At 71.5% G+C, this 20,872-nt stretch carries 22 protein-coding genes; 9 read left to right on the top strand and 13 right to left on the bottom strand.

Going from position 1 to position 20,872, the window contains the following annotated elements; translation table 11 throughout:
• Nucleotides 1–44: 44 nt before the first annotated feature.
• Nucleotides 45–1,256, top strand: a complete 1,212-nt coding sequence (gene serB, locus C9J87_RS09920; RefSeq protein ID WP_036492793.1) for a phosphoserine phosphatase SerB — start codon at nucleotides 45–47, stop codon at nucleotides 1,254–1,256.
• On the opposite strand, the gene C9J87_RS09925 is transcribed toward serB, so the two are convergent.
• Both C9J87_RS09925 and C9J87_RS09930 read right to left on the bottom strand, forming a co-directional pair.
• Nucleotides 1,234–2,052 (bottom strand): putative protein N(5)-glutamine methyltransferase, encoded by an 819-nt coding sequence (locus C9J87_RS09925; protein WP_408635543.1) that lies wholly within the window; start codon nucleotides 2,050–2,052, stop codon nucleotides 1,234–1,236. The two genes, serB and C9J87_RS09925, sit on opposite strands and share 23 nt — an antisense overlap.
• Entirely contained in the window at nucleotides 1,992–2,519 is a 528-nt protein-coding gene (locus C9J87_RS09930; RefSeq protein ID WP_232820022.1) for a SixA phosphatase family protein, read from the bottom strand. The genes C9J87_RS09925 and C9J87_RS09930 overlap by 61 nt, the downstream gene beginning before the upstream one ends.
• A 51-nt stretch (nucleotides 2,520–2,570) precedes the next feature.
• Between C9J87_RS09930 and C9J87_RS09935 the strand changes: the two genes are divergently transcribed.
• The 3 genes from C9J87_RS09935 to C9J87_RS09945 are packed head-to-tail and all read left to right on the top strand — an operon-like array spanning nucleotide 2,571 to nucleotide 6,712.
• Complete coding sequence (locus tag C9J87_RS09935) at nucleotides 2,571–3,578, top strand: cyanophycinase (RefSeq protein ID WP_084622844.1); 1,008 nt, start codon at nucleotides 2,571–2,573, stop codon at nucleotides 3,576–3,578.
• A complete protein-coding gene (cphA, locus tag C9J87_RS09940) occupies nucleotides 3,575–6,346 on the top strand; it encodes a cyanophycin synthetase (RefSeq protein ID WP_010833008.1) in 2,772 nt (923 codons plus the stop codon). The genes C9J87_RS09935 and cphA overlap by 4 nt, the downstream gene beginning before the upstream one ends.
• Nucleotides 6,347–6,712: a cupin domain-containing protein gene (locus C9J87_RS09945; RefSeq protein ID WP_010833009.1), complete on the top strand. Its 366-nt coding sequence runs from the start codon at nucleotides 6,347–6,349 to the stop codon at nucleotides 6,710–6,712.
• Here the strand turns inward: C9J87_RS09945 and C9J87_RS09950 are convergent, their stop codons facing one another.
• The 4 genes from C9J87_RS09950 to C9J87_RS09965 form a co-directional block, all read right to left on the bottom strand.
• On the bottom strand, nucleotides 6,713–8,404 hold the full coding sequence (locus tag C9J87_RS09950) for a Mur ligase family protein (RefSeq protein WP_010833010.1): 1,692 nt from the start codon (nucleotides 8,402–8,404) through the stop codon (nucleotides 6,713–6,715).
• Nucleotides 8,405–8,424: 20 nt separating this feature from the next.
• The gene (gene fabI / locus C9J87_RS09955; RefSeq protein WP_107705453.1) at nucleotides 8,425–9,210 is read right to left on the bottom strand and encodes an enoyl-ACP reductase FabI; all 786 of its coding nucleotides are present in this window, start codon (nucleotides 9,208–9,210) and stop codon (nucleotides 8,425–8,427) included.
• Nucleotides 9,211–9,213: 3 nt separating this feature from the next.
• Nucleotides 9,214–9,927 (bottom strand): 3-oxoacyl-ACP reductase FabG, encoded by a 714-nt coding sequence (fabG, locus tag C9J87_RS09960; protein ID WP_010833012.1) that lies wholly within the window; start codon nucleotides 9,925–9,927, stop codon nucleotides 9,214–9,216.
• 64 nt (nucleotides 9,928–9,991) lie between these two features.
• Complete coding sequence (locus C9J87_RS09965; RefSeq protein ID WP_036490703.1) at nucleotides 9,992–10,204, bottom strand: dodecin; 213 nt, start codon at nucleotides 10,202–10,204, stop codon at nucleotides 9,992–9,994.
• Nucleotides 10,205–10,291: 87 nt separating this feature from the next.
• Between C9J87_RS09965 and C9J87_RS09970 the strand changes: the two genes are divergently transcribed.
• Together C9J87_RS09970 and C9J87_RS09975 are read left to right on the top strand one after the other, a co-directional pair.
• Complete coding sequence (locus tag C9J87_RS09970) at nucleotides 10,292–10,570, top strand: DUF3099 domain-containing protein (protein ID WP_051204188.1); 279 nt, start codon at nucleotides 10,292–10,294, stop codon at nucleotides 10,568–10,570.
• A 190-nt stretch (nucleotides 10,571–10,760) separates the two neighbouring features.
• Nucleotides 10,761–10,958, top strand: coding sequence for a hypothetical protein (locus C9J87_RS09975; RefSeq protein ID WP_051204189.1), 198 nt, complete (start codon nucleotides 10,761–10,763; stop codon nucleotides 10,956–10,958).
• A gap of 91 nt (nucleotides 10,959–11,049) precedes the next feature.
• Here the strand turns inward: C9J87_RS09975 and moaA are convergent, their stop codons facing one another.
• Nucleotides 11,050–12,033 (bottom strand): GTP 3',8-cyclase MoaA, encoded by a 984-nt coding sequence (moaA, locus tag C9J87_RS09980; protein WP_198652331.1) that lies wholly within the window; start codon nucleotides 12,031–12,033, stop codon nucleotides 11,050–11,052.
• 57 nt (nucleotides 12,034–12,090) lie between these two features.
• On the opposite strand from moaA, the gene C9J87_RS09985 reads away from it, so the two are divergent.
• Nucleotides 12,091–12,897, top strand: coding sequence for an SURF1 family cytochrome oxidase biogenesis protein (locus C9J87_RS09985; protein WP_107705455.1), 807 nt, complete (start codon nucleotides 12,091–12,093; stop codon nucleotides 12,895–12,897).
• Here the strand turns inward: C9J87_RS09985 and C9J87_RS09990 are convergent.
• The 4 genes from C9J87_RS09990 to C9J87_RS10005 all read right to left on the bottom strand — a co-directional run bounded on the left by C9J87_RS09990 (nucleotide 12,841) and on the right by C9J87_RS10005 (nucleotide 17,964).
• Nucleotides 12,841–13,596, bottom strand: coding sequence for an SDR family oxidoreductase (locus tag C9J87_RS09990; protein WP_107705456.1), 756 nt, complete (start codon nucleotides 13,594–13,596; stop codon nucleotides 12,841–12,843). The genes C9J87_RS09985 and C9J87_RS09990 overlap by 57 nt on opposite strands.
• A 9-nt stretch (nucleotides 13,597–13,605) precedes the next feature.
• On the bottom strand, nucleotides 13,606–15,465 hold the full coding sequence (locus C9J87_RS09995; protein ID WP_107705515.1) for an ABC transporter ATP-binding protein: 1,860 nt from the start codon (nucleotides 15,463–15,465) through the stop codon (nucleotides 13,606–13,608).
• Nucleotides 15,466–15,498: 33 nt separating this feature from the next.
• The gene (locus C9J87_RS10000; RefSeq protein WP_107705457.1) at nucleotides 15,499–16,284 is read right to left on the bottom strand and encodes an enoyl-CoA hydratase/isomerase family protein; all 786 of its coding nucleotides are present in this window, start codon (nucleotides 16,282–16,284) and stop codon (nucleotides 15,499–15,501) included.
• Nucleotides 16,285–16,365: 81 nt separating this feature from the next.
• Entirely contained in the window at nucleotides 16,366–17,964 is a 1,599-nt protein-coding gene (locus tag C9J87_RS10005; RefSeq protein WP_107705458.1) for an ABC-F family ATP-binding cassette domain-containing protein, read from the bottom strand.
• 118 nt (nucleotides 17,965–18,082) lie between these two features.
• On the opposite strand from C9J87_RS10005, the gene C9J87_RS19655 reads away from it, so the two are divergent.
• A complete protein-coding gene (locus C9J87_RS19655) occupies nucleotides 18,083–18,259 on the top strand; it encodes a hypothetical protein (protein WP_156887204.1) in 177 nt (58 codons plus the stop codon).
• A 52-nt stretch (nucleotides 18,260–18,311) separates the two neighbouring features.
• A complete protein-coding gene (gene ypfJ, locus C9J87_RS10010) occupies nucleotides 18,312–19,268 on the top strand; it encodes a KPN_02809 family neutral zinc metallopeptidase (RefSeq protein WP_107705459.1) in 957 nt (318 codons plus the stop codon).
• A gap of 24 nt (nucleotides 19,269–19,292) precedes the next feature.
• Here the strand turns inward: ypfJ and C9J87_RS10015 are convergent, their stop codons facing one another.
• Both C9J87_RS10015 and C9J87_RS10020 read right to left on the bottom strand, forming a co-directional pair.
• Nucleotides 19,293–20,195 carry a phosphotransferase family protein gene (locus tag C9J87_RS10015; RefSeq protein ID WP_107705460.1) on the bottom strand — a complete coding sequence of 301 codons (903 nt, stop codon included), beginning with the start codon at nucleotides 20,193–20,195 and terminating at the stop codon, nucleotides 19,293–19,295.
• Nucleotides 20,196–20,217: 22 nt separating this feature from the next.
• A complete protein-coding gene (locus tag C9J87_RS10020) occupies nucleotides 20,218–20,820 on the bottom strand; it encodes an acVLRF1 family peptidyl-tRNA hydrolase (RefSeq protein WP_107705516.1) in 603 nt (200 codons plus the stop codon).
• Between the last annotated feature and the right edge of the window lie 52 nt (nucleotides 20,821–20,872).

The following is a 20,872-nucleotide window of genomic DNA, read 5'->3' on the forward strand; positions in this document are numbered from 1 at the left end:
CCGAGGGGCTCGCTGGCCAATAGGCTTCTCGCGAGATGATCGACATGGACGAAACTCCCAAGACCCTCCTGATCACCATCACGGGCAAGGACCGCCCCGGTGTCACGTCGGCGATGTTCGCGACCTTCGCGGCCGCGGGCGTCGAGGTGCTCGACATCGAGCAGATCGTGCTCCGCCGCCGCCTCGTCCTCGGCGTGCTCGTCACGGCGCCGCGTGACTGGAAGAAGCTCCGGCTGGCGGTCGAGGAGACCGCCGAGGGGCTCGGCATGCAGGCCGAGGTCGAGCGCGGCCAGGGCGACAACAAGCCCCGCCGCTTCGGCCGGTCGCACGTCACGATCATCGGGGCTCCCCTGAAGGCCACGGCCATGTCGGCGATCGCCGGCCGGATCGCCGACTCGGGCGCCAACATCGACCGCATCGAGCGCATGGCGCGCTACCCCGTGACGGCGATCGACCTCGCCATCTCCGGCGTGGCGCCCGAGGTCCTGCGCCCCCTCCTCGCGGCCGAGGCGGCGACGCAAGGGGTGGACATCGCCGTACAACCCGCCAACCTGCTGCGCCGCTCGATGCGGCTGATCGTGATGGACGTCGACTCCACGCTCATCCAGGGCGAGGTGATCGAGATGATCGCCGCCCACGCCGGCTGCGAGGCCGAGGTCGCGGAGGTCACCGCCCGGGCCATGGCCGGCGAGCTGGACTTCGAGGAGTCGCTGCGCTCGCGCGTGGCGCTGCTCAAGGGCGTGCCGGCCGAGGCGCTCGACGAGGTCTACGAAGCCATCACCCTGGCTCCCGGCGCCCGCACGCTGGTGCGCATCCTGCGCCGGCTGGGCTACCGGTTCGCCATCGTCTCCGGTGGGTTCAGCCAGATCACCGACCGGCTCGCAGCCGACCTCGGCATCCACTACGCCCGCGCCAACGAGCTCGAGATCGTCGACGGCCTGCTCACCGGGCGCGTCGTCGGCGACGTGGTCGACCGGGCCGGCAAGGCGCGCGCGCTGCGCGAGTTCGCCGCCGACATCGGCGTCCCGGAGGCGGCCACCATCGCCATCGGCGACGGCGCCAACGACCTCGACATGCTCAACGCGGCCGGGCTCGGCATCGCCTACAACGCCAAGGCGGTCGTGCGCGACGCGGCGGACGCGTCGGTCAACGTGCCCTACCTCGACACGATCATGTATCTCCTCGGCATCACCCGCGAGGAGATCGAGGCCGCCGACGCCGAGGCCGGCTTCGTCACTCCCGCTCCGCCGATCTGACCCCCGAGACGACGCAGCCGCCGATCTCCTCGTCGGTCACCACGTCGGTCCGCAGCCCGGCGTCGCGCATGGCCGCCACGGTCAGCGGCACCTGGGCCGGCGACGTCTCGATCATCAGCGCCCCTCCCGCCGCCAGCCAGTCGGGCGCGCCGGCAGCGATCCGGCGGTGCAGGTCGACCCCGTCGGCGCCGCCGTCCAGCGCGACGGGTGGTTCGTGCTCACGCGCCTCGGGCGGCATCAGCGACAGGTGGTCGGTCGGGACGTAGGGCGCGTTGGCCGCCACGACGTCGATGCGCCCCCGGAGCGGGGCCGGCAGGTCGCCGTACAAGTCGGAAAGATGGGTGTGCCCGTGCGGGACGTTGCGGCGGGCGCAGTCGAGGGCGTGGGGGTCGACGTCGCTGAGGTGCACCTCACCGGCGGCCACGGTGGCCGCGACCGGGCCGACGCCGCAGCACAGCTCGAGCAGGACCGACCCGGGTCCGCAACGGGCGGCGGCAGTGCGTGCCAGGAGCTCGGTACGGCGCCGCGGGACGAACACACCCGGGCACACGCTCAGGCGGCGACCGGCGAAGACCACCCACCCGAGCACGGTCTCGAGCGGCTCCCCCGCGAGCCGCCGGACGACGAGCTCCTCCAGCTCGACACCCTCGCGGCCGCTGCCCAGCAGCAGCGCGGCCTCGTCCTCGGCGAACACGCAGCCCGCCGCCCGGAGCCGGGCCGCGAGCTGCTCGGCGCTCAGTCGCGCCCCACGTGGAAGGCGGTCACCGAGGCCGACGCCATGGCGAGGTCGGACCAGCCGCCCTCGAAGCGCAGCACGGTGAGCGCGCAGGTGGGGTAGCCGCCGGCCATGTCGGCGCTCGCCGCCGGGTCGCCGTCACCGTCGTCGAGCATCTGGGCGAGGAACGCCACGGTCGGGTTGTGGCCCAGCACGAACAGCACCCGGGCCTCGTCGGGCGTCTCCCGCATCAGGTCGAGGGTCGTGTCGGGGCTCGCGGAGTAGAGGCCGTCGTCGAAGACGGGCGCCAGGCTCCAGCCGGCCGCGCCTGCGACGGCCTCCCACGTCTCGCGGGTGCGGGTGGCGCTCGATACGAGGGCGTGGTCGGGGGCGATGCCCTGCTCCGCCAGCCAGTGCCCGGCAGCGGCTGCATCGGCCCGGCCCTGCTCGGCGAGCCGGCGCTCGTGGTCGCTCTCGCCCCATGACTCCGCCCTGGCATGACGCATGACGACGAGCAGGCGGGTCGGCGCAGAATCGAGAGTTGCCACGCGCCAACTCTGGCAGCACCCGCCAAGCACTGTCACGCTAGCCTGCGTCCCATGCCCTCAGCCCCCACTCGCGGACCCCTGATGATCATCGGCGGCGCCGAGGACAAGCTGCGCAAGCGGACCATCCTCAAGGACTTCGTGGTCGCCAGCGGCGGCCACGACGCGCGCATCGTCGTGATCCCGACCGCTTCGTCCCTGGGCCCGGAGATCCACGAGGTCTACGAGGCCCTCTTCCACAAGCTCGGCGCCGCCGAGGTCGTCACGGCCCGACCCGAGTCCCGTGACCAGGCGCACGATCCCGCACTCGTCGGCGCGCTGGAGCGCGCGACCGGCATCTTCATGACCGGCGGCAACCAGCTCAAGCTCTCCGGCGTCATCTGCGGCACCCCGTTCGGGGAGGCGATCATCGACGCGCACGAGCGCGGGGCGGTCGTCGCCGGCACCTCGGCCGGGGCCAGCATCCAGTCCTCCCACATGGTCGCCTTCGGTGTCGGCGGCGCCACGCCCAAGCAGCGGATGACCCAGGTCGCGGCGGGCCTGGGCCTGGTCGCCTCGTCGGTGATCGACCAGCACTTCGACCAGCGCAACCGATACGGCCGGCTGCTGATGATCGTGTCCCAGAGCCCCCAGCTGCTCGGCATCGGCGTGGACGAGGACACCGCTGCGATCGTCGAGCACGTCGGTGACCACGAGGTGCTGCGCGTGACCGGTCGCGGCTCGGTCACGATCTTCGACCCGGCGCGCATGGTCTCCAACGCGCACGAGGCCCGCCGCTCCGCACCGCTGCTGGCCAGCGGCGTGATCCTGCACATGCTACCGGCCGGCTCCGCCTACGACCTCACCACCCGGACCCTGGTGCCGAGCGACCAGCAGGTCGACGACAGCGAGGCCGCCGAGATCGCCGAGGCCGGGCGCGACCTGCGCCAGCTCACCCGCGACATCGCGGCCGGCGACGTCTCCCCCACCAACCTGCGCCGGCGGCTGGCCCGCAACCGGCGACGCGTGAGCGCCCCACCCACTCCTGAAGCATCCCCTGCAAGCGATGGAGACCGAGCATGAGCGAGCGACCCCGCCCTGACCTGAGGATCCTCGAGACGCGGGTCTACCGCGGCGCCAACGTCTGGTCCTACGACAAGTCCGTCCACCTGGTCGTCGACCTCGGTTCTCTCGAGGAGTTCCCCACCAACACCCTGCCCGGCTTCACCGACGAGCTCGTCGCGATGCTGCCCGGTCTCCGGGAGCACTCCTGCTCGCGCGGTCGCCGCGGCGGCTTCGTGGAGCGCCTCAACGAGGGCACCTGGCTGGGCCACGTCGCCGAGCACGCCGCCCTCGCCCTGCAGCAGGTCGTCGGCCACGACATCCGGCGCGGCAAGACCCGCATGGTGAAGGGCCAGAAGGGCGTCTACAACATCGTCTACGGCTACATCGACGAGCAGGTCGGTGTCGAGGCCGGCAAGCTCGCGATCCGCCTCGTCAACCACCTCGTCGAGGGCGACCCCGACTTCGAGTGGGAGGCCGAGCGCGACGCGTTCATCACCCGCGCCGAGCGCACCGCCTTCGGCCCCTCCACCCAGGCGATCGTCGACGAGGCGATCTCGCGCGACATCCCGTGGATCCGGCTCAACCAGGCCTCCCTGGTCCAGCTCGGCCAGGGTGTCCACGCCAAGCGCATCCGGGCCACGATGACGAGCGAGACCAGCTCGATCGCGGTCGACATCGCCTCCGACAAGGACCTCACCACCAAGCTCCTCGGCGCCGCCGGGCTGCCCGTGCCCAAGCAGGGTTCGATCCGTACGGCGGACGGTGCCGTCCAGGTCGCCAACCGCATCGGCTACCCGGTGGTCGTCAAGCCGCTGGACGGCAACCACGGCCGCGGGGTGTGCCTGAACCTCCAGGACGACCAGGACGTGCGCAACGCCTTCCCGATCGCCGCCGAGCAGTCGCGGCGCGGTGTCGTGATCGTCGAGTCGTTCGTGACCGGCAAGGACTACCGCTGCCTGATCATCGACGGCCGGATGGTGGCCATCGCCGAGCGGGTCCCGGCCAGCGTCACCGGCGACGGCACCTCCACCGTGGAGCAGCTCGTCGACCTCACCAACGCCGACCCTCGCCGCGGCGTCGGCCACGAGAAGGTGCTCACCCGGATCAAGGTCGACGCCGCCGCCCTCGAGGTGCTCGCGAGCCAGGGCCACGCGCTCGACTCCGTCCCGCGCGAGGGCGAGACGGTCAAGCTCGCCCTGACCGGCAACATGTCGACCGGCGGCATCTCGATCGACCGGACCTTCGAGGCCCACCCCGAGAACGTCGAGATAGCCGAGGAGGCAGCCCGCATGGTCGGGCTCGACATCGCCGGCATCGACTTCATCTGCCCCGACATCACCGAGCCGGTCCGCGAGACCGGCGGGGCCATCTGCGAGGTCAACGCCGCCCCCGGCTTCCGCATGCACACCCACCCGACGATCGGTGAGCCGCAGTTCATCGCCAAGCCGGTCGTCGACATGCTCTTCCCCCCGGGCGCGACGTCGCGGATCCCGATCATCGCGGTCACCGGCACCAACGGGAAGACCACGACCAGCCGGATGATCAGCCACATCTTCAAGGGCATGGGCCGCAAGGTCGGCATGACCTCGACCGACGGCGTCGTGATCGACGAGCGGCTGGTGATCCGCGCGGACGCGTCCGGTCCCCGCTCGGCCCGGATGGTGCTGCAGAACCCCCGCGTCGACACGGCCGTCTTCGAGGTCGCCCGTGGCGGCATCCTGCGCGAGGGCCTCGGCTACGAGCGCAACGACGTCGCCGTCGTGCTCAACGTGCAGCCCGACCACCTCGGCCTGCGTGGCATCGACACCGTCGAGCAGCTCGCCGACGTGAAGGCCGTGCTCGTCGAGGCGGTGCCCCGCGACGGCCACGCCGTCCTCAACGCCGACGACCCGCTCGTGCGCGAGATGCGCCGCAAGTGCTCGGGCCAGGTCGTGTGGTTCTCCATGGAGGAGCCGGGGAGCGAGGCGCGCGACCTGATCGACGCGCACTGCCGCCGAGGCGGCAAGGCGCTCGTCCTCAACCCGTCCGAGCGCGGCGAGATGATCGTGGTCAAGCACGGCCGTCGCGAGATGCAGCTCGCCTGGACCCACCTGCTCCCCGCCACCTTCGGCGGCCGGGCGCGGATGAACGTGCAGAACTCACTGGCCGCCGCGGCCGCCGCGTTCGCCGCGGGTGCCCCGCTGCACGACATCCGGCAGGGCCTGCGCACCTTCTCGACCAGCTACTACCTCTCCCCCGGCCGCCTCAACGAGATCGAGGTCAACGGCGTCACCGTGATCGTCGACTACTGCCACAACGCGCCCGGCATGAAGGCGCTCGGCGACTTCGTCGACCGCGTGGGCGAGTCGCTGGAGTCGTCCCACGACCTCGCCAGGCCCTCGCGCATCGGCGTGATCGCCACGGCGGGCGACCGCCGCGACCAAGACATGCGCGAGCTCGGCAGCATCGCCGCCCAGCACTTCGACGTGCTCGTCGTGCGCGAGGACGTGCAGCTGCGTGGCCGCGACCGCGGCACCACCTCGGCGTTGGTCGCCGAGGGCGTGCGCCAGGCGATGGAGGCCGGCAGCCGGTGCAAGCAGGTCGAGGTGATCACCGACGAGATCAAGGCCGTCCGGCGCGCGATGAACCGCGCCAACCGCGGCGACCTCGTCGTGGTCTGCGTCGACAAGCACGGCGAGGTGATGAGCGAGCTGGAGAACTGGTCCTCGCAGGCCCAGGCCGGTTCCGGCATCAACGACGACGTGCCGGCGGCCGATCCCGACTACAGCGCGCCCGCGGAGTCCTGAGTGCGGATCCTGTCGCTGACCGACCTCCCGCACCGGCCCGTCGACGGGCACGGCAGCAAGAACTTCTCGGTCGGCGCCTTCGGGATCTGCGCCGACGCCCACCTGGTCGCGATCACCCTCGGGCCCGGCGGCGTCATCGGCCGCCACCCCGCGAGCGGCCGACAGCTTCTCGTCGTGCTCTCGGGCGAGGCGCAGGTCGCCGGCCACGACGGGACGGTCCGCACCATCGGTGCGGGTGAGGCAGCGGTGTGGGAGCCGGGCGAGCCCCACGAGACCCGGTCGCCGGCGGGGATGACGGCGATGATCGTCGAGGGTGACCTCGACATCGGAGCGCCGGGCGAGCAGATCGACCGCGGCGACACCTGATCAGTCCGCGTGCGCGGCACGCACCTTCGCGGAGAGCTGGTCGGGACCGTCCGGCGTGCCGCCGTGACCCGCGATCCAGTCGTACGCCGCCTCGCGCTCGGCATGGCACATCAGCCCGATCACGTCGCCGGCGTGGGCCTGCTCGACGAGCCCGGCGAGGCACTCGACCTCGGTCGGGTAGGTGGTGATGTCGGTGACGCCGACCCGTGCCGCTCCGGCCCGGAGCAGCACGTCGATCTCGTCCATGGTGCGGTGGCGCAGGTAGCGCTCCTTGTGGCCGATGGCGACGACGTCGCTGCCCTTCGCGCCGATCTCGCCCAGAGCGTCGATCAGCTCGTCGGTGCGGTCGCCGACGGCGCCGAGCCCGAGCAGGAGGCGGGCCTCGCGGCGGCGTACGCCCTCCATGATCTCGAGCAGCGCCTCCAGCCCGGCCTCGTTGTGGGCGAGGTCCATCACGACCGTGACGTCGCCCGGCAGGGAGAAGAAGTTCATCCGGCCCGGGTTGTGCTCGGCGTCCGGCAGGAAGGACCTGAGGCCGGCGACGACGTCCTCGACGGGGATGCCGATCGCGAGCGACGCGGAGGCGGCGGCGAGGGCGTTCTCGATGTTGAAGCGGCTCAGGCCCGCCAGCGTCATCGGGACGTCGACCAGCTCGACCAGCGGGAGCGGGTCGGAGCCGGGCCGGAGCACCGTGATCCAGCCGTCCATGACGGTCGTCGCGCGGCCGCCCTCGTTCATGATGTCGCGGATCGCGGGCGAGTCGGGGTCGCGGGAGAACACCCACGGCTGCGCCTTGGTGATCGTCTGCATCGCGAGCACGCGCGGGTCGTCGCCGTTGAGGACGGCCCAGCCGTCCTTGCGGGTGATGCGCGGGACGACCGACTTGACCTCGGCCAGCTGGTCGACGGTGTCGATGCCCTGGAGGCCGAGGTGGTCGGCGGTGACGTTGGTGACGACGGAGACGTCGTTGCGGGTCAGGCCGATCCCCTTGAGCAGGATGCCGCCGCGCGCAGTCTCGGTGACGGCGAGCTGCACGCTCGGGTGCGCGAGCACGCGACCGGCGCCGCTCGGGCCGGAGTAGTCTCCCACCTCCACCAGCTCGCCGTCGATGTAGATGCCGTCGGTGTTGGACCAGCCGACGAGCTGCCCGCCGGTCCGCGCGATGTGGGCGATCATCCGGCTCGTCGTGGTCTTGCCGTTGGTGCCGGTCACCGCGACCACGGGCACCTTGGGCGTGATCGTGGTGGGGCGGGCTCCCGGCTCGGCGGCGGCGACCTGCTCGGCGGCGGCACTCACCGCGCCCTCGACGTCCGGGGTGGGCAGCGCGTCCAGCGCATGGGCCACGGCCTGCCCGAGGGCCTGGGCCCGTCCCCGGTGGCGCCACGGGAAGGCGACGACGAGCACGTTGGCGTCGGCTGTCGGGCGCACCCGCACGGCCAGCCGCGAGGTGCCCGACTCACTCGCGATGGCGCGCACCAAGCTCTCCACGGCGCGCATGGCGAACCGCTGCCGGAAGCCGCTGCCGGGGGCACCCGGGCGCGTCGTGCGCAGCCCGATCCGGCGGGCGAACCTGAGCACCGTCGCCTCGGAGGCCTCCGCGATCGTGCTGATGTCGAGGGTCAGCTTGATGGCGGCGCGGGGGAAGTAGAGGTTGGGGCCTTCCAGGACACGAAGCTCGACGAGGGAGGTCACCGCCGCACCGTATCGCCCGCTCAGAGTCCCATCGCGTGGAAGCCGCCGTCGACGTGCACGATCTCGCCGGTGGTGGCCGGGAAGAAGTCGCTGAGCAGCGCGCACACGGCCTTCGCGGTGGGCTCGTGGTCGCTCTCGTTCCACCCGAGCGGGGCGCGGTCCTTCCACGCCGACTCCAGGTCCTCGAAGCCGGGGATGGCCTTGGCCGCCAGCGTCTTGAGCGGGCCGGCGGACACGAGGTTGCAGCGGATGCCGCTCGGGCCGAGGTCGCGGGCGAGGTAGCGGGAGGTCGACTCGAGGCCGGCCTTGGCCACGCCCATCCAGTCGTAGGCCGGCCACGCGACCGTCGCGTCGAAGGTCAGCCCGACGATCGAGCCGCCCTCGGAGAGCAGCGGTCGCGTCGCCACGGCGAGGGACTTCAGGCTGTACGCCGACACCTGCACCGCCTGCGCGACGTCGGCCCACGGGCCCTCGAGGAACTTGCCGCCGAGCAGGGTCTGCGGGTTGCCGTAGGCGATCGAGTGCACGACGCCGTCGAGCCCGTCGACGTGCTCGCGGACCTGGTCGGCCAGCCCGGCGAGGTGGTCCTCGTCGGTGACGTCGAGCTCGAGCACCGGCGCCTCGGCCGGCAGCCGCTTCGCGATGCGCTTGGTGATGTTGAGCGCGCGCCCGAAGTTGGAGATGAGCACCGTGGCGCCCTGCTCCTGGGCGACCTTGGCGGTGGCGAAGCCGATGGAGGAGTCCATCGTCACCCCGGCCACCAGGATGCGCTTGCCCGCCAGAATTCCCGTGGATGCTGTCGACATGTCCTAGTGCCCCATTCCGAGTCCGCCGTCAACTGGGATGACGGCTCCTGTCACATAGGCCGCGCCGTCCGACGCGAGCCAGGTCACGGCCGAGGCGACCTCGGTCGCGGCCGCATAGCGCCCCAGCGGCACCTGTGCCTTGATCAGCTGCTTCTGGTCGTCGGTAAGCACGGCGGTCATGTCCGTCTCCACGAATCCGGGCGCCACGACGTTGGCGGTGATGGATCGCGACCCGAGCTCGCGGGCCAGCGACCGGGACAGCCCGACGAGACCTGCCTTGGAGGCGGCGTAGTTGACCTGCCCGGCGGAGCCGAGGAGGCCGACCACCGAGGAGATGAAGATGATCCGGCCCCGCTTGAGGCGCAGCATGCCCTTCGCGGCCCGCTTGGCCAGCCGGAAGGAGCCGGTCAGGTTGGTGTCGATCACCGAGGACCAGTCGTCCTCCGACATCCGCAGGATCAGGGTGTCGTGGGTGATGCCGGCGTTGGCGACCAGGATCTCGACGGGCCCGTGGGCCGCCTCGATCTCGGCGAAGGCGGCGTCGACCGCCGCCGGGTCGGTGACGTCACAGCGGACGTCGAGCGCGCCCTCGGGGGCACCGCCCGACCGCGTCGTCACCGCCACCTTGTCGCCCTGGGCCAGGAAGGCCTCGGCGATGGCGCGACCGATGCCGCGGTTGCCGCCGGTGACCAGGACTGATCGGGGTGCTTCCTGCATCGCTTCACTCACGCCTGACGACGCTAGTGATTACCCGGGGGTAGGCGAAAACACCCCGCGCGGATCACTCGTCCTCGAGGCGGAAGCCGACCTTCATGCCGACCTGGAAGTGCTCGACCTGACCGTCCTTGGCCTGGCCGCGGATCTGGGTGATCTCGAACCAGTCGATGTGGCGCAGCGTCTTTCCGGCGCGCTCGATGCCGTTGCGGACGGCCTGGTCGATGCCGTCGGGGGACGTGCCGACGATCTCGCTGACGCGGTAGGTGCGGTTGGACATGGTGTTCTCCTCGGGGGCCAGATGGGTGGGTCCTGCTGCAACGGCTCGGACCCGTGGTGACCGAGCCTATCGACGTACAGTGGAGGCATGGCCTCACGGGACTCGCATTCGGTGCGCATCACGACCGCGCCGACGAGCGTGGCCGACGACATCGCAGGTCGACAGCGCCGTTATCTCATCTCGATGGCCATCCGCACGGCGTGCGTGATCGGCGCGGTGGCCGTGGGCCCGGGGATCCTGAGGTGGGTGCTGGTCGCCGGAGCGGTGCTCCTGCCCTACGTCGCGGTCGTGTTCGCCAACGCCGGCAACCGCAAGGACGACGGCTTCGACCTGCGCGACACCAGTTCTTCACGCGAGCTCAATTGAGCCGCAACTCACCGGACACCGCAGGTTGGTTTCAGCGATCTGTCGTGCAAGAATCAACTTGCGACCCCAGCATCCCCCGTCTGTGGTCGCACTTCGGTGCCGGACGGCTTCCCCCGTGGCTGTCCGGCACCGGCTCATTTGCGCCCCTGCTGCCAGATCGTGCCAAGGTGACCCCGTGACCGACCCGGGAATGCCCGACCGCTGCTCCGCGAAGAGCTGCACGGCCGACGCCGTCTGGGCCCTGCTGTGGAACAACCCCAAGCTGCACACACCCGATCGCCGCAAGACGTGGTTGGCGTGCGACGAGCACCGGCAGTCGCTCAGCGACTTCCTCGGCGCTCGCGGGTTCCTCAAGGACGTCGTGGAGCACGGCGACCGCTCGTCCTGACACGACTGGGTTTCGACACGGCAGTCGCGACCTCGTGCCTCGGTCGCGCGCCTTGCTCAACCACCATCAGCGGATCCGCTGTGCGTCCCCGCTATCCGCCGATGGCCGACATCGGCCGGTCGGGCTGCAGGAACGACTCGTCGTCGATGCCGTGGCCCGCGCGCTTGCCGGCCATCGCCACGACCCACCGGTCGGCCAGGTCGTCGTCGGTCGCGCCGGAGCGCAGCGCAGCCCTCAGGTCCGACTCCTCGCGGGCGAACAGGCAGTTGCGGATCTGGCCGTCGGCGGTGAGGCGCACCCGGTCGCAGTCTCCGCAGAAGGGCCGCGTGACCGAGGCGATGATGCCGACGGTCCCCGGGCCCCCGTCGACGTCGAAGAGCTCCGCGGGGTCGCTCCCCCGGGCCTCACCGTGCGGCGTGAGGGTGAAGTCGGCGCCCAGCCGTTCGAAGATCTCGTCGGCTGTGACCATCTCGGCGCGGCTCCAGCCGTGCTGGGCGTCGAGCGGCATCTGCTCGATGAAGCGGAGGTCGTAGGAGTGGTCCAGGGCCCACTGCAGCAGCTCACTGGCCTGGTCGTCGTTGGTGCCGCGCAGCAGCACGGCGTTGATCTTCAGCGGCGACAGTCCGGCGGCGCGCGCGGCCTCGAGCCCCGCGACGACGTCGGCGAGGCGGTCGCGGCGGGTGATCTCGTGGAACGTCTCGGGGCGCACGGAGTCCAGGGAGACGTTGATGCGGTCGAGCCCCGCCTCGCGCAGAGCGGCCGCGGTGCGCGCGAGTCCGAGCGCGTTGGTCGTCAGGGAGGTCTCGACACCGAGCTCGTGGGTGCGCCGCACAATGTCGACCAGGCCGCGGCGGACGAGCGGCTCGCCGCCGGTGAACCGGACCTCGGTGATGCCCAGGCGGCGTACGGCGATGGTGATCAGCCGCACGACCTCGTCGTCGGTCAGGGTCTGGTCGTCGGGTAGCCAGTCGAGCCCCTCGGCGGGCATGCAGTAGGAGCAGCGCAGGTTGCAGCGGTCGGTCAAGGAGACGCGCAGGTCCTTGGCGACACGGCCGAATCGATCTGCGAGGGGGATCACCTGGTCAGTCTAGGTGTGTGCCGGTCACGGAGGGGCTGCGGCTAACCTCATCCGGTGAAAAGGTTCCGGTTCCTGCTGAGTCGTCGGTGGGTGCTGTTCCTCCTGACCGTGGTCGCGCTGGCCTGGGTGGCGTGGCGACTGGGCGAGTGGCAGTTCCACCGGTTGGAGGACCGCCGGGACCGCAACGCCATCATCGAGCGCAACGAGAAGCAGCCCCCGGTGCCCGTCACCGACGTGATGGCGCCCGGCGCGCCGCTGTCGGCCGACGACGAGTGGAAGCGCGTCACCGCCACCGGCACCTATGCCGTCGAGGACACCGTCGTGGTGCGCTACCGCACCCGTGACGGTGCCGCGGGCGTCGACGTCGTGGTCCCCCTGGAGCTGGTTGACGGTTCGAGCGTGCTGGTGGACCGCGGCTGGTTCGCCACCCAGAACCGTGGCGCGACGCCTGACGACGTCCCCGCGCCACCCGCCGGCGAGGTCACCATCGAGGGCTGGGTGCGCCTCGACGCCACCGGCGACAGCACCGAGGTCACCGACCAGTCCACCCGCTCGATCAACAGCGCGCAGATCGGCGAGGCGCTGGACCGCGAGGTCGTCACCGGCTTCGTGGACCTGCGCTCGGAGTCGCCCGAGCCCGCGGACCCGCTGCTGCCGGTGGAGCTGCCCGAGCTCGACAGCGGACCACACTTCTTCTACGGCCTGCAGTGGTGGTTCTTCGGGCTGCTCGCGCTCTTCGGCTTCGGCTACCTCGTCTACGACGAGGCACGGGGCGGGCGCGGCATGGTGCGCGGCTCGCGTCGCTCAGAGGACCCGGAGCATCCCACCGTCGACCGGGAGCATCGCACCGCTGACGAATGACGCGGCCGGCGACAGCAGGAAGGCCGCGGCCCGGCCGAACTCATCCGGGTCGCCGTAGCGCCCCAGCGGGATCGACTGCTCGAACGCCGCTCGCGTCGCCCGGGCGTCGCCGCTGGCCGCGTCCAGCTCAGCGACCCGGTCGGTGCCGATCCGACCGGGCAGCAGACCGTTGACCCGCACTCCCTTGGGCCCGAGCTCCTCGGCCAGGGTCTTGGCGACCATCGCGAGACCTGGGCGCAGGCCGTTGGAGACCGCCATGTCGGCGAGCGGTGCGCGCACACTGCTCGACAGCACCAGCGCGAGCGAGCCGCCCTCCCCCAGCGCGAGACCGATCTCGCGCGAAAGCCGCACCGCACCGAGGAAGACCGACGCGAAGGCGCTCGACCACTGGTCGTCGGTGATGTCGACGACCGCACCCTTCGGCGGGCCGCCCACGGAGATCAGCGCCCCGTCGAGCCGGCCGAACGAATCCTGTGCCGCGGCGATGAGCCGGGCCGGGGTCTCGGGGTCTGCGTTGTCGGCCACCACTCCTGTGGCCCTGTCGCCCAATGCCTCGACCGCCGCGGCGATCGTGTCACCCGAGCGGCCGGAGACCACCACGCGTGCACCCTCGTCGACGAGCACGTCGGCCGTGGCCCGGCCGAGCCCGCGGGCGCCGCCGGTGACGATGAAGACCTTGTCCTCGAGCTGGAGATCCATGTCGCGAACCTACTCGCGGAACTGCGTGTCGTGCAGGGTGCGGTAGAGCCCGCCCTCGGCGATCAGCTCGGCGTGGGTGCCACGCTGGACGACGCGGCCGGCGTCGAGCACGAGGATCTGGTCGGCGTTGCGGACGGTCGACAGGCGGTGCGCGATGACCAGGGACGTACGCGAGGCGAGCGCCGCGTCGAGCGCGCGCTGCACTGCCGCCTCGGACTCGGAGTCGAGGTGGGCGGTCGCCTCGTCGAGGACGACGATCGCCGGCGCCTTCAGCAGCAGCCGGGCGATCGCGAGCCGTTGGCGCTCACCGCCCGAGAGACGGTAGCCACGGTCGCCGACGACGGTGTCGAGGCCGTCGGGCAAGGCCCGCACCAGTGCCGCGATCTGGGCGGCCTCCATGCATTGCCACAGCGCCGCCTCGGCGGCGTCGGGCCGGGCATAGAGCAGGTTGGTGCGGATGGTGTCGTGGAACATGTGCGCGTCCTGGGTGACGTAGCCGACGACGTCCTCCAGCGACTCCAGCGTCACGTCACGCACGTCCTGGCCTCCGACGCGTACGGCGCCCGCGACCGGGTCGTAGAGGCGCGCGACGAGGTGGGTGACGGTGGTCTTGCCGGCACCGGACGGGCCCACGAGGGCGATCATCTGCCCGGGCTCGGCGGTGAAGGACACGTCGTGCAGCACCTGGCCGCTCGGCCGGGCCTCGACCCGAGCGACGTTCTCCAGTGACGCGAGCGAGACCTCGTCGGCCGCGGGATAGCCGAAGTCGACGTGGTCGAACTCCAGCGAGGCCGCCGACCGCGGCAGCACCGTGGCGTCCGGCCGCTCCTGGATCAGCGAGGGCAGGTCGAGCACCTCGAAGACCCGGTCGAAGCTCACCAGCGCGGTCATCACGTCGATGCGGACGTTGGACAGGCCCTGCAAGGGACCGAGCAGCCGCAGCAGCAGGATGCCGAGGGCGACCAGGGTGCCCACGGAGAGGTCGCCCTGGATCGCGAGGTAGCCGCCGATGCCGTAGACCATCGCGGTGGCGAGCTGCGGGAGGAGGGTCATGGCGGCGAAGAAGACCCGGGTGAGCAGGGAGATGCGCACGCCCAGGTCGCGGACCACGGCCGCCTTGGCGGCGTACGACCGGTCCTCGGTCTCGCGGCGCCCGAAGAGCTTGAGCAGCATCGCGCCGCCGACGTTGAAGCGCTCGGTCATGGCGTTGCCGAGGTCGGCGTTGCCCTCCATCTGCTCGCGGGTCAGGCCGGCGAGCCGGTTGCCGACCCAGCGCGAGGTGAGCAGCAGGAAGGGGAACAGCAGCAGGCACAGCAGCGTCACCTGCCAGCTCAGCGCGAACATGGTGATCCCGACGACGAGCGCCGAGATCATGTTGGCCACCGTGCCGGACAGGGTGGACGTGAACGCGCGCTGGGCGCCGATGACGTCGTTGTTGAGCCGGCTGACCAGAGCGCCGGTCTGGGTGCGGGTGAAGAAGGCGAGCGACTGGCGCTGGACGTGGGCGAAGACCTGGGTGCGCAGGTCGTAGATCAGGCCCTCGCCGATCCGGCTGGAGAGGTAGCCACCGAGCAGGCCGAGGCCTGAGTCGATGACCGCGACCACGGCCATCGCCGCCGCGAGCCAGATCACCAGCCGGGTGTCGCCGGCGCTGATGCCCTTGTCGACGATTTGCTGGAGCAGCAGCGGAGGGAGCACGACGAGTCCGGCGTCCACCACCGTGACGGCGAGGAACATCGCGATCGCCACGCGGTGCGGGCGCGCGAACGACAGCACCCGGCGCACGGTCTGCCGCTCGATCCGCTTGTCGACCACGGTCCGGTCGGAGCGCAGGAACCGCCAGGGCGGTCCGGCGCTGCCGGGTCCCATCATCGACATCTGGAGTCCTTCTCGGTCGGCCGATCAGCCGGCGAAGGCAGCGGCCACGGACCGGAAGCGACGCATCTGCGCCTCCCGCTCCAGGCGCCGCTGCTCGTCGAGCTCACGGTCGGCCGCTCCCTGCAACAACGTCTTGGTCTCGGTGACCACACCGGCCATCGGTGCGGACAGGGCAGCCGCGAGCGCCGCGACCTCGCTGTCGAGGTCGTCGACCGGCACGACCTTGTTGACCAGCCCGATGTCGACGGCCTCCTGTGCACCGACCATCCGGGCGGTGGCGCAGATCTCGAGGGCCCTGGCGTAGCCAACGCTCTCGACGAGGGGCTTTGTTCCCGTCAGGTCGGGGACGAGGCCGAGCGCCGACTCCTTCATGGAGAACTGCGCGTCGTCCGCCACGACCCGCAGGTCGCACGACAGCGCGAGCTGGAAGCCCGCGCCCACGGCATAGCCGCGTACGGCGGCGATGGACACGAACCGCGGGTCGCGCAGGAACGTGAAGCCGCGCTGGAACTCCTCGATCCGGTCGGCAGCCGCCTGGTCGGGGAGGCCGAGCAGGCCGATGACGCTCTCGGCGGCGTCGGCGGACGGGTCGAGCATCGCCCGGTCCAGGCCGGCGGAGAAGGTCGGGCCCGCTCCGGTGACCACGACGACGCGGACGTCGTCGGGGATCTGCCGGCCGATCTCGGCCAGCGCCAGCCACATCGCCGGCGTCTGCGCGTTGCGCACCTCGGGGCGGTTGAGCGTGATCGTGGCGACCGGACCGGCCACGGAGTAGTCGAGGCCCACGGCCGCGAGGTCAGGAAGCGTCATGCCCGGAGTCTCTCAGAGCACTACCTGCGGGTACGTGGCCCGGTGCCGTGTCAGAGCAGGACTGAGGGCCTGACAGGACGGTCAGGCCAGCGACACGAGATCGGCATAGCCCTCGTTCCACAGGTCCTCGTCGCCGTCGGGAAGCAGCAGCACCCGGTCGGGCTCGAGCGCCCGGACGGCACCCTCGTCGTGGGTGACCAGGATGATCGCGCCCTCGTAGGTGCGGATCGCGGCCAGCACCTCCTCACGGGAGGCGGGGTCGAGGTTGTTGGTGGGCTCGTCGAGCAGCAGCACGTTGGCGCTGGACACGACCAGGGCGGCCAGGGCCAGCCGGGTCTTCTCGCCACCGGACAGCACGGCCGCGGACTTGTGGGCGTCGTCGCCGGAGAACAGGAACGACCCCAGGACGCTGCGGGCCTCGCTGTCGGTCAGCTGGGGCGCCGCCGACTGCATGTTCTCGAGGACCGTGCGGCTGGTGTCGAGGGTCTCGTGCTCCTGGGCGTAGTAGCCCAGCTTGAGGCCGTAGCCGGGGACCACGCGGCCGGTGTCGGGCTTGTCGACGCCCGCCAGGATGCGCAGCATCGTGGTCTTGCCGGCGCCGTTGAGGCCCAGGATGACGACGCGTGAGCCCTTGTCGATGGCGAGGTCGACGTCCATGAAGACCTCGAGCGAGCCGTAGGACTTGGAGAGCTCCTCGGCGGTGATCGGGGTCTTGCCGCACGGTGCCGGGGCGGGGAACTTGATCCGCGCGACCTTGTCGGCTGCGCGCTCGCCCTCGAGGCCGGACATCATCTTCTCGGCGCGCTTGAGCATCGACTGCGCGGCGGTCGCCTTGGAGGCCTTCGCGCGCATCTTGTTGGCCTGGTCGGTGAGCGTCTTGGCCTTCGTCTCGGCGTTGGCGCGCTCGCGCTTGCGGCGCCGCTCGTCGGTCTCGCGCTGGATGAGGTAGTTCTTCCAGCCCATGTTGTAGACGTCGATCGCGCCACGGTTGGCGTCGAGGTGCATCACCTTGTTGACGGTCGCCTCGAGCAGCGCGTTGTCGTGGCTGATCACGATCAGGCCGCCGCGGTGCGACTTCAAGAAGTCGCGCAGCCAGACGATCGAGTCGGCGTCGAGGTGGTTGGTGGGCTCGTCAAGGAGCAGCGTCTCGGCGCCGGAGAACAGGATGCGCGCGAGCTCGACGCGGCGGCGCTGGCCACCGGAGAGGGTCTTGAGCTGCTGGGTGAGGATGCGTGTCTCGATGCCGAGGCTGCTGGCGATCTGGGCGGCCTCCGACTCGGCGGCATACCCGCCACCGGCGTGCAGCTCGGCGTCGGCGCGCGCCCAGCGCTTCATGCCGCGCTCGTGGATCGCGACGTCCTCCGAGGCCATCTCCTCCTCGGCCTCACGCATGCGGCGTACGACGTCGTCGAGACCACGAGCGGACAGGATCCGGTCCCGGGCGAGCACCTCGGGGTCCCCGATGCGGGGGTCCTGCGGGAGGTAGCCGACCTCGCCGGTCGAGATCACCTTGCCGGCGGCGGGCAGCGCCTCGCCGGCCAGGATCTTGGTGAGGGTGGTCTTGCCGGCGCCGTTGCGTCCGACGAGGCCGACCTTGTCACCGGCGGCGATGCGGAAGGAGACGTCCTCCATGAGGAGACGAGCGCCCGCGCGGACCTCGAGCTGTTGGGCGTTGATCATCAGGCCCTCAGGCTATCGGTGCGGCGACACTTCCCTGTCATCGTCGGCCCCCGTCGGTCCCTAGCGATATGTTGAGCCGGAGCTGGCTCAACTCGGGCCTTGAGGAAGGGACACCGGCATGCGTTTCAACCCGAAGGCCGACATCGACACCGGACGCGTCCAGGACGCCGGCTCCGGCGGCGGCTCCATGATCCCGCTCCCGACCTCCGCGGGCGGCGGCAAGCTGGGCCTGGTCCTGCTCATCGTGGGCTTCGTCATCAAGTTCCTGGCGTCGCGACGCTCCTCGCGCGCCTGAACGCGTTAGCCTCCCTCCGACTCATCGGTAGCCCCGGGAAGGGTTCATACACATGCGCTTCAATCCGAAGGCTGACATCAGCGGCGGTCGCGTCGGCGACGCCGGTAGCGGCGGCGGCGGCGGTATGCGCGGCGGTGGGATGCGGATCCCCATCCCCGGCGGCACCCGCGCCGGCGGCGGCATCGGCGGCCTGCTGATCGTCGTGCTCATCGTCGTGCTCAACATGTGCATGGGCGGCGGTGGCGGGCTGCCCTCCCCCGACGGCTCCGGCACGGGGGTCGATCCCCAGAGCCAGAGCGGCAACCCGCAGGGCATCGAGCAGGACGGCGAGCGCTATGCCAACTGCAAGACCGGCGCCGACGCCAACGAGGACGTCGACTGCGCACGCAAGGCCGTGGCGCTGACGCTCGAGCAGTTCTGGGCGAAGACGCTGCCCGAGCAGGGCGGCCCCGGGTTCACCGCGGCCCAGATCGTCACCTTCAGCGGCGGCGTCAACACCGGCTGCGGCCAGGCGACCTCGCAGGTCGGCCCGTTCTACTGCCCCGCCGACAGCCAGATCTACCTCGACACCACGTTCTTCGCCGATGTCCTCGAGGGACAGCTCGGCGGCCAGGGCGGCGACTTCGTCGAGCCCTACGTGCTGGCCCACGAGTACGGCCACCACATCCAGAACCTCCTCGGCACCATGGGCCAGGTCCGCACGCAGAAGGGCCCGCAGTCCGACGCGGTGCGCCTGGAGCTGCAGGCCGACTGCTACGCCGGCATGTGGACCCGCGACGCCAGCGACGGCGACGGCATCCTCGAGGGCCTCGACCAGGGCGACATCGACGAGGCGCTCGACTCGGCCAAGACCGTCGGTGACGACCGGATCCAGGAGAAGTCCGGCCAGGGCGTCAATCCCGAGGCCTGGACCCACGGCTCGTCCGAGCAGCGCCAGCGCTGGTTCGCCGTCGGCTACAACGAGGGCACCCTGCAGGCCTGCGACACCTTCTCGGCCCGCGAGCTCTGAGCGGTCGGCGGCCCAGCTCGACCCTCAACTCAGGAGGGCTTCGATCTGGGCCGCCTGCCGCTGCATCGAGTGGACGTACGGCGCCACGCTGGGGTGCGAGTACTTCCCGGCCAGCGCCCCCTCGCCCTCCGCGACCCGGCGCAGCGCCCAGTCCAGGCGGCTCAGCGCCGTGTAGACGACCGTGATCCGCGCGCCGGCCGCTGCGGCGGGGGCGAGATCGGCGTCGGCCAGCCCGTCGACGTACGCCGCCAGCAGTGGCTCGAAGGCCTCGCGCGAGGCCAGCGCCCACAGCCCGAGGTCGTGACCGACGGCGCCGGTGCCCAACGAGCTCCAGTCGATCGCGACGACGTCGTCGCCCACGCGTCCGCGCAGGTTCTCCGGGGTCGGGTCACCGTGCTGCAGCACCTGCGGTGCCGCGTCCAGCGCGTCGAGATGACGTCCCCGCTGCCGCCACAGGTGGTCGGCGACATCGGCCATGGTGGTGCGGGCCAGCGTCTGCCAGCCGCCTCGACGCTCCACCCGTGAGAGCCGTTCGCGCAGCTGGCCGCGGGCCAGCCAGGGCTCGTCCGGCGGCGTCGAGCCGGCGAACCGACCAAGCGCACGGGCGACGAACAGGCCCGGGTTGTCGGTCTCCGCGACCCTCTCCTGCACCATCGTGATGCCCTCGTCGTCCTCGTCGACCCGCAGCATCCTCGGGCCGCGCAGGCCGGGGGTGGCCGTGACGAGTGCGTGCAGCGCGACCTGCGGCTCCCGCTCCCACCACGCGGCCGAGCGCCAGTCGGAGATCTCGGGAGGGTCGCCCTCGACGGGGGCCAGCAGCCGCTTGACGACCACGTCCCGCTCGCCCTCGCGCGCCAGCCACACGCCGTACGCCGAAGGGCTGGTGCCACCTGGCAGTCGCTGCCAGCCGGGCTCGGGCTGCCACATGGCGCTGACGCTAGCGGATGGATCAGGCGTTGGTGACGTGTACGGCGACCGCCTGCGCGTCGAGGATCGCCTGGTCCAGCACGGCGCGGCGCGGGTCCGGCACCGGCAGCCAGGGCTCGACGACCTGCAGGCCGGCCAGTCGCTGGTCCGACAGCACCTCGATCACCGCCGGGTGGTCGCCACCGGTCACGAGCGGGCCCCGCCCGAGGATGCGGGCCGCGTGGTCGGCGGCAGCCTCGTAGGCCTGTCGTGCCTGGTTGTCCCTGCGTCGGGCGAACCTCTGCTGGCTCTGCCCGCCGGCCTTGGTGCGCCCCTGCACGTGCCGCTGGCCGATCTTGTGCTCGACCATCGTGGGGCCGGCCATGCGTGCCACGGCGAAGCCGCCCTTGCGGACCAGCAGCACTCCCCACTCCCCCGGCGTCTCGACGGCCGCGAGGAAGGCGGCGACCTCGGGCATCGCGTCGTACGGCGTCGCGAACGGCAGTCGCGCCGTGAACGTCGAGCCGTCGCCGGCCGCTCCGTGCAGCGCGCCGTCGAGAGCGCTCAGGGCGGCGCCGCCGTGGCCGGTCTCGAAGTTGCTCACCCAGCGCTCGAAGCGGGCGGGCGGGACCAGGACGTGGGGCACGCGCGAGACGTTACCCGCCACGGAACCCCACACGGCGCCGCGCCGTCCCACC

Source organism: Nocardioides allogilvus, assembly GCF_003047285.1.
GTDB classification, from domain to species: Bacteria; Actinomycetota; Actinomycetes; order Propionibacteriales; family Nocardioidaceae; genus Nocardioides; species Nocardioides allogilvus.

Excerpts from the sequence above, each read along its gene's own strand:
- C9J87_RS09990 (WP_107705456.1), bottom strand. The coding sequence starts at position 13,596 with ATGGATCTCCAGCTCGAGGACAAGGTCTTCATCGTCACCGGCGGCGCC.
- fabI (WP_107705453.1), bottom strand. The coding sequence starts at position 9,210 with ATGTCGACAGCATCCACGGGAATTCTGGCGGGCAAGCGCATCCTGGTG.
- C9J87_RS09935 (WP_084622844.1), top strand. The coding sequence starts at position 2,571 with ATGCCCTCAGCCCCCACTCGCGGACCCCTGATGATCATCGGCGGCGCC.
- C9J87_RS09970 (WP_051204188.1), top strand. The coding sequence starts at position 10,292 with ATGGCCTCACGGGACTCGCATTCGGTGCGCATCACGACCGCGCCGACG.
- C9J87_RS09975 (WP_051204189.1), top strand. The coding sequence starts at position 10,761 with ATGCCCGACCGCTGCTCCGCGAAGAGCTGCACGGCCGACGCCGTCTGG.
- C9J87_RS09965 (WP_036490703.1), bottom strand. The coding sequence starts at position 10,204 with ATGTCCAACCGCACCTACCGCGTCAGCGAGATCGTCGGCACGTCCCCC.
- fabG (WP_010833012.1), bottom strand. The coding sequence starts at position 9,927 with ATGCAGGAAGCACCCCGATCAGTCCTGGTCACCGGCGGCAACCGCGGC.
- C9J87_RS10015 (WP_107705460.1), bottom strand. The coding sequence starts at position 20,195 with ATGTGGCAGCCCGAGCCCGGCTGGCAGCGACTGCCAGGTGGCACCAGC.
- C9J87_RS10000 (WP_107705457.1), bottom strand. The coding sequence starts at position 16,284 with ATGACGCTTCCTGACCTCGCGGCCGTGGGCCTCGACTACTCCGTGGCC.
- C9J87_RS09995 (WP_107705515.1), bottom strand. The coding sequence starts at position 15,465 with ATGGGACCCGGCAGCGCCGGACCGCCCTGGCGGTTCCTGCGCTCCGAC.
- cphA (WP_010833008.1), top strand. The coding sequence starts at position 3,575 with ATGAGCGAGCGACCCCGCCCTGACCTGAGGATCCTCGAGACGCGGGTC.
- serB (WP_036492793.1), top strand. The coding sequence starts at position 45 with ATGGACGAAACTCCCAAGACCCTCCTGATCACCATCACGGGCAAGGAC.
- C9J87_RS19655 (WP_156887204.1), top strand. The coding sequence starts at position 18,083 with ATGCGTTTCAACCCGAAGGCCGACATCGACACCGGACGCGTCCAGGAC.
- C9J87_RS10005 (WP_107705458.1), bottom strand. The coding sequence starts at position 17,964 with ATGATCAACGCCCAACAGCTCGAGGTCCGCGCGGGCGCTCGTCTCCTC.
- ypfJ (WP_107705459.1), top strand. The coding sequence starts at position 18,312 with ATGCGCTTCAATCCGAAGGCTGACATCAGCGGCGGTCGCGTCGGCGAC.